This is a genomic window from Streptomyces sp. NPDC127177 (assembly GCF_042672475.1).
Classification (GTDB): Bacteria; Actinomycetota; Actinomycetes; order Streptomycetales; family Streptomycetaceae; genus Streptomyces.
The window spans coordinates 41,184-47,334 of sequence record NZ_JBHXUW010000062.1; the positions used below are offsets into that span (position 1 = coordinate 41,184).

The window sequence follows — 6,151 nt, forward strand, 5'->3', positions numbered from 1 at the left end:
TGGCTGAGTACGCGGACGGATGTGGTGTGCGCCACGCCGCCCGATGCTGAGCGACATGAGTGAGACGACATCGGTCAAGCAGCAGAGCACCGCCGCCTTCTACGGCCAGGCCGTCGCGTCCTTCGGGGTGGCGATGGGCGCGGTGGCCCTCGGGATCTACTTCCTCGACGCTGACGCCTGGGTGCGGGGATTCCTCGCCATCGGCGTCCTGTATCTGGTCACGTCCTGCTTCACCCTGGCCAAGGTCATCAGGGACCGGCAGGAGGCGGGACAGCTGGTCAGCCGGGTCGACCAGGCCAGGCTGGAGAAGATCCTCGCCGAGCACGACCCCTTCCAGAAGCTCTGACGATCTCAGCCGGCGAGATCCGGGACAAGGGCCCTAAGCGCTTGCTCAGGATCGGGGTATGGTGTTCGTCCTGCTGACCGAGAGGGGCGACTGACGATGAGCACGGCGGAGGAGACCGACGGCGAGAGCGCGCCGTGGGGCGAAGTGACGCCTGAGGCCGCCCGGCGGCTCCTCGTCGCCGCCGTCGACGCCTTCGCCGAGCGCGGGTACCACGCGACCACCACCCGTGACATCGCGGGCCGCGCCGGAATGAGCCCCGCCGCCCTCTACATCCACTACAAGACGAAGGAAGAGCTGCTCCACCGGATCAGCAGGATCGGTCACGACCGCGCCCTGTTCGTCCTGGAGGCGGCCGCCGACAGCGACGGCACGGCAGCCGAGCGGCTCGCCGACGCCGTACGCTCCTTCGTCCGCTGGCACGCCGAGCGGCACACCACCGCCCGCGTGGTCCAGTACGAACTCGACGCCCTCGGCGAGGAACACCGCGCCGAGATCGTCGAACTGCGCCGCAGGAGCGACGCGGTGGTGCGCCGGATCATCGGTGAGGGCGTGGCGGCAGGGGAGTTCGACGTCCCCGACGTGCCAGGCACCACGCTCGCCGTGCTCTCGCTCTGCATCGACGTGGCGCGGTGGTTCAACACCCGGGGCAGCCGGACGCCGGACGAGGTCGGCGAACTGTACGCCGGCCTCGTGCTCCGCATGGTCGCGGCGAAACGCTGATCCCACCGCCCCGGGCCCGTCGGCCGCGGGACGGCCGGTCCGGACCTCAGAAGTAGTACCGCGACACCGACTCGGCCACGCAGGCCGGCTTGTCGGCGCCCTCGCGCTCGATCGTGACGACGGCGGTGACCTGCACGCCGCCACCCGCCTCCTCGACGCTCTGCAGGACGGCCGTCGCCCGCAGCCGCGATCCCACGGGAACCGTGGAGGGGAAGCGGACCTTGTTGGTCCCGTAGTTGATGCCCATCTTCATGCCCTCGACCCGCAGGACCTGGGGCACGAGCGCCGGGAGCAGCGAGAGCGTGAGGTAGCCGTGCGCGATCGTCGTGCCGAACGGCCCGGCGGCGGCGCGCTCCGGGTCCACGTGGATCCACTGGTGGTCGCCGGTGGCGTCGGCGAAGAGGTCGATCCTCTTCTGCTCGATCTCCAGCCAGTCGCTGTGTCCCAGCTGCTCGCCCACTCCGTCGCGCAGCTCCTGCGCGGACGTGAAGATCCTCGGCTCTGCCATGTCCCTGGTCCCTGCCTTCCCGCTCTCGACCAACCAATACCGGCGCTGTCTAAGCGCTTGCTCAGCATGGTTCGCGGGTGCGTTCCTGTCAACGACGGACCGGCCGGGAACGGGCCACGTAGGGTTCGAGGGGTGCCCCAGATCCCGCAGACACTCCATGAACTCTCGGTCGGCCAGCTCTCCGCGCGCAGCGGCGCCGCGGTCTCGGCCCTGCACTTCTACGAGGCCAAGGGCCTGATCAGCAGCCGCCGCACCAGTGGCAACCAGCGCCGTTACGACAGGGACGCGCTGCGCCGGGTGGCCTTCGTCCGCGCGGCGCAGCGGGTCGGCATCCCCCTCGCCACCATCCGGGACGCGCTGGCCGAGCTACCGGAGGAGCGCACCCCGAACCGCGACGACTGGGCGCGGCTCTCCGAGGCGTGGCGCTCCGAACTGGACGAGCGGATCGAACAACTGGCGCGGCTGCGGGACCATCTCACCGACTGCATCGGCTGCGGCTGTCTGTCGCTGGAGAACTGCGTGCTGTCCAACCCGAACGACATCTCCGGTGAGCGGATCAGCGGTTCGCGTCTGATGCCGGAGCGCCGCAAGCCGGAACGCGGGGGCGCGGGGGCAGGGGGCGGCGGTGCGGCGCGCAGGGGCGCGCAGGACAGGGGTGCGCGACGTGAGTGCGCGCAGGACGAGGACGCCGAACATCCCTCGGGCGGCTGCTGAGGCGGCAGGTCCCGGTATGTCGCCCGTCCGGCAGCCGCGCGTCGTCGGACGCCGGGCGGGCCGCTCCGTTCCTCAGGCCACCGATGCCAGATCGCTGATCCGGGTCCGCCGGGCCTTGGCCAGCGCCGCCTCGGTGAGTACCGGCTGCGGCACCACGATCCCGCACCCCGTGCAGACCGGACCGGCCCACGGTTCGCTGTGCAGATCCTGCCGCCACGCGATCCGGGCCTGTGCGCACACCGGACACGCGGTGCCGGGCCCCGACTCCAGGGCGGAGATCAGCCGGGCCAGCACCTCCGCGAGCGGCGCCGCCGGGTGGACGGCCGGGTCGTCGCACCGGGCGACCCCGTTCCCGCCCCAGGTGCGCCGGTGCCAGTCGTCGAACGCGCCCGGCCTGCGCAGTCCGTCGTGCTTCTCCCGCCGGCGGCGCTCGGCGAACCCCGCCTCGTAACCCAGCCAGACCGCCCGGGCCGTCTCCAGCTCCTCCAGCGCGTGCATCAGCCGCACCGGATCGGGGGCCCGGTCCTCGGGTCCGATTCCGTGCCGGGCGCACAGGTGGTCCCATGTCGCCCGGTGCCCGTAAGGGGCGAAGCGCTCCAGGCACTTGCGCAGCGAATACCGCCGCAGCGCCAGATCGCTCCGCGGATCGCGGACCTGTCTCGCAAGACTCCGGAAACCGGCCATTGCGCTGCCACCTCCGTCGCTCGTACTCCGTCGCCCGAAATTCGGCGTCAATGAATGGACGTACAACTGCCCGGATCGGTGCCATCCAAAGGTCCGGTCGTCCATCTGGTGAGATGACCGTTCGTCACGTGACGGGATGTGGTGATTCGGAAAAGGTGACCGATGTTCACCTTACCGACGGTTCATACCGCCGGTAACCTCCGGCGCATCGGCCTCTCCGAGGAGCATGCATGCCCCCACGCACCGGCACTTCCGCCCGCACCGGCAAGTCCCGAGCCGCCACGATCGCGGCCGTCCTCGCACTCGGTGCCTCCCTGCTCGCCACCGCGCCCCACGCGGGCGCCGCCGAGCCGGATCCCGTACCCGTCGCCGACTACTGCCAGGGGCAGTGCGACGACATCCTGCCGCCCGGCGAGAACGGCAACGCCACCCTCGTGGACATCCTGGGCAACAAGGCGTTCGGTACGCACCCCGCGCACAGCGACGACCAGCTCGACCGCTACAACGGGCTGGTCGACGGGCATACCGGCCTCACCGACCAGAAGCTGACCGACTTCTTCAACGACGCCTCCTTCGGCGTCGCGAAGGACCAGGTCGAATCGGTCACCTCGCCCCGCGACGACGTCACCATCACCCGCGACAAGGTGTCCGGCGTCCCGCACATCAAGGGCACCACCCGGTACGGCACCGAGTTCGGCGCCGGGTTCGCGGCCGGACAGGACCGGCTCTGGCTGATGGACCTCTTCCGCCACATCGGACGCGGGGAACTGACCTCGTTCGCCGGCGGCGCACTGGCCAACCAGGGCCTGGAGCAGGAGTTCTGGCCGCAGGCCCCGTACACCGAGGCCGATCTGCAGGCCCAGGTCGAGTACATCAGGACCCATGAGGGCGCCCGCGGCGAACAGGCCATGGCCGACGCCCAGGCCTATGTGGACGGCATCAACTCCTATCGGGACAAGTCGAAGAAGGGCCGATACTTCCCCGGCGAGTACGTCCTCACCGGCAAGATCGACGCCATCACCAACATCGGCGAGATCCAGCCGTTCCAGCTGACCGACCTGATCTCGATCGCCTCCGTCGTCGGCGGCCAGTTCGGCGGGGGCGGTGGCGGCGAGGTGCAGGCGGCGCTCTCGCTGCTGTCCGCCCAGCAGAAGTACGGCGTCGCCGAAGGCACGAAGGTCTGGGAGTCGTTCCGGCAGCGCAACGATCCCGAGGCCGTGCTGACCGTCCACGACGGCACCTCGTTCCCGTACGCGAACAAGCCCGACAACGCCGTCGGAACGGCCCTTCCCGATCCCGGGTCCGTCACCCCCGAACCGCTGATCCACGACCGCACCGGCTCCGCCGGCACCAACGAGAAGGCCCCGGTCAGGGCCCCGGCCGAACTCAAGAAGGCCCAGGGCATCTACGACGACGGAGTCATCCCGGAGGGCTCGCTCCCGGGCTCCGGCTCCGGCGCGCAGAAGCGCGGCATGTCCAACGCCCTGCTGGTCGCCGGGAAGAGCACCGCGAGCGGAAACCCGATCGCCGTGTTCGGTCCGCAGACCGGCTACTTCGCCCCGCAGCTGATGATGCTCCAGGAGCTCCAGGGCCCCGGCATCAGCGCTCGCGGTGTCTCCTTCGCCGGTGTCGGCATGTACATCCAGATGGGCCGCGGCCAGGACTACGCCTGGAGCGCCACCTCGGCCGGCCAGGACATCACCGACACCTACACCGTCGAACTCTGCGAGCCCGACGGCTCCGCCCCCACCAAGGACTCCACGCACTACCTCTACCGCGGCGAGTGCACTGCCATGGAGAAGCTGGAGCGCTCCAACTCCTGGAAGCCGACGGTCGCCGACTCCACGGCCAAGGGCTCCTACCGGATGCAGGTGTGGCGCACCGGCTACGGCATCGTCACCGACCGCGCCACGGTGGACGGCAAGCCCGTCGCGTACACCACGCTGCGCAGCACCTACCGGCACGAGGCCGACTCGATCATCGGCTTCCAGATGCTCAACGACCCGGCGTACGTCACCGACGCCACCTCCTTCCAGCAGGCGGCGAGCAACATCGACTACGCCTTCAACTGGTTCTACGCCGACTCGCGCACCACCGCCTACTACAACAGCGGCATGAACCCGGTGCGCGCTCCCGGCGTCGATCCGGCGCTGCCCGTCAAGGCCGAGAAGGCGTACGAGTGGAAGGGCTACGACCCGGCGGCCAACACCGCCGAACACACCCCCTTCGCCGAGCACCCGCACTCCAGCGGCCAGGACTACTACGTGTCCTGGAACAACAAGCAGGCCGAGGGCTACGCCTCCGCGGGCTTCGGTCTCAGCGCCGTGCACCGGGCCGACCTGCTCGACGAGCGGGTGTCGAAGCTGGTGGAGGAGGGCGGCGTGACCCGCGCCTCCCTCACCCGCGCGATGGAGGACGCCGCTCTCACCGACCTGCGCGGTGAGCAGCTGCTGCCAGAGCTGCTGAAGGTGATCCGCTCCGAGCCCGTCACCGACCCGGAGCTGAACGCGGTGGTCCAGCAGCTGGACTCCTGGCGGGCGGCGGGAGCCCAGCGCAAGGAGAGCAGCCCGGGTTCGCACGCGTACACCTACGCCGACGCGGTACGGATCATGGACGCGTGGTGGCCCGGGCTGATCGAGGCGGAGTTCAAGCCCGGGCTCGGCGACGACCTGTACGGGGCACTGACAACCAACCTCGCCACCGACGAGTCCCCGGCGGCCAGCCACGGGCCGAGCGGCGCGCACAGCGGTTCGGCCTTCCAGTACGGCTGGTGGGGCTTCGCCGACAAGGACCTGCGCCAGGTGCTCGGACAGCCGGTCAAGGGTCCGCTGGCCAAGTCCTACTGCGGCAACGGTGATCTGAGCAGCTGCCGCGCGGCGCTGCTGTCCTCGCTGAAGCAGGCGGCGGCGGCACCGGCGGCCGAGGTCTACCCGGCGGACGACAACTGCAAGGCCGGCGAGCAGTGGTGCACCGACTCGATCATCCACCGGGCACTGGGCGGGATCGCGCAGAAGGCGATCCACTGGCAGAACCGACCGACGTACCAGCAGGTGGTCGAGTTCCCCGGCCACCGCTGAACCGGCTCGCCCGGGCGGTGGCGGGGGAGGCGGGGGGTCCGTTCTTCTCGGCCTCCGCGTCGGAGTTCATCGAGATGATCGTGGGTGTGGGCGCCTCACGGG

General features: G+C 70.3%; 6 protein-coding genes. 4 read left to right on the forward strand and 2 right to left on the reverse strand.

Annotated elements, in window-relative coordinates; translation table 11 throughout:
- Positions 1 to 55: 55 nt before the first annotated feature.
- Positions 56 to 346, forward strand: coding sequence for a YiaA/YiaB family inner membrane protein (locus ACFVJX_RS29760; RefSeq protein WP_199884559.1), 291 nt, complete (start codon positions 56 to 58; stop codon positions 344 to 346).
- A gap of 96 nt (positions 347 to 442) precedes the next feature.
- Positions 443 to 1,066 (forward strand): TetR/AcrR family transcriptional regulator, encoded by a 624-nt coding sequence (locus tag ACFVJX_RS29765; RefSeq protein WP_384128157.1) that lies wholly within the window; start codon positions 443 to 445, stop codon positions 1,064 to 1,066.
- 46 nt (positions 1,067 to 1,112) lie between these two features.
- Here the strand turns inward: ACFVJX_RS29765 and ACFVJX_RS29770 are convergent, their stop codons facing one another.
- The gene (locus tag ACFVJX_RS29770; RefSeq protein ID WP_384128159.1) at positions 1,113 to 1,574 is read right to left on the reverse strand and encodes a MaoC family dehydratase; all 462 of its coding nucleotides are present in this window, start codon (positions 1,572 to 1,574) and stop codon (positions 1,113 to 1,115) included.
- 132 nt (positions 1,575 to 1,706) lie between these two features.
- Between ACFVJX_RS29770 and soxR the strand changes: the two genes are divergently transcribed.
- Entirely contained in the window at positions 1,707 to 2,288 is a 582-nt protein-coding gene (soxR, locus tag ACFVJX_RS29775) for a redox-sensitive transcriptional activator SoxR (RefSeq protein ID WP_384128161.1), read from the forward strand.
- A 72-nt stretch (positions 2,289 to 2,360) separates the two neighbouring features.
- On the opposite strand, the gene ACFVJX_RS29780 is transcribed toward soxR, so the two are convergent.
- Positions 2,361 to 2,972: a hypothetical protein gene (locus ACFVJX_RS29780; protein WP_384128163.1), complete on the reverse strand. Its 612-nt coding sequence runs from the start codon at positions 2,970 to 2,972 to the stop codon at positions 2,361 to 2,363.
- 230 nt (positions 2,973 to 3,202) lie between these two features.
- Here ACFVJX_RS29780 and ACFVJX_RS29785 point away from each other — a divergent pair, with 230 nt between their 5' ends.
- A complete protein-coding gene (locus tag ACFVJX_RS29785) occupies positions 3,203 to 6,049 on the forward strand; it encodes a penicillin acylase family protein (RefSeq protein ID WP_384128164.1) in 2,847 nt (948 codons plus the stop codon).
- Positions 6,050 to 6,151: the final 102 nt, after the last annotated feature.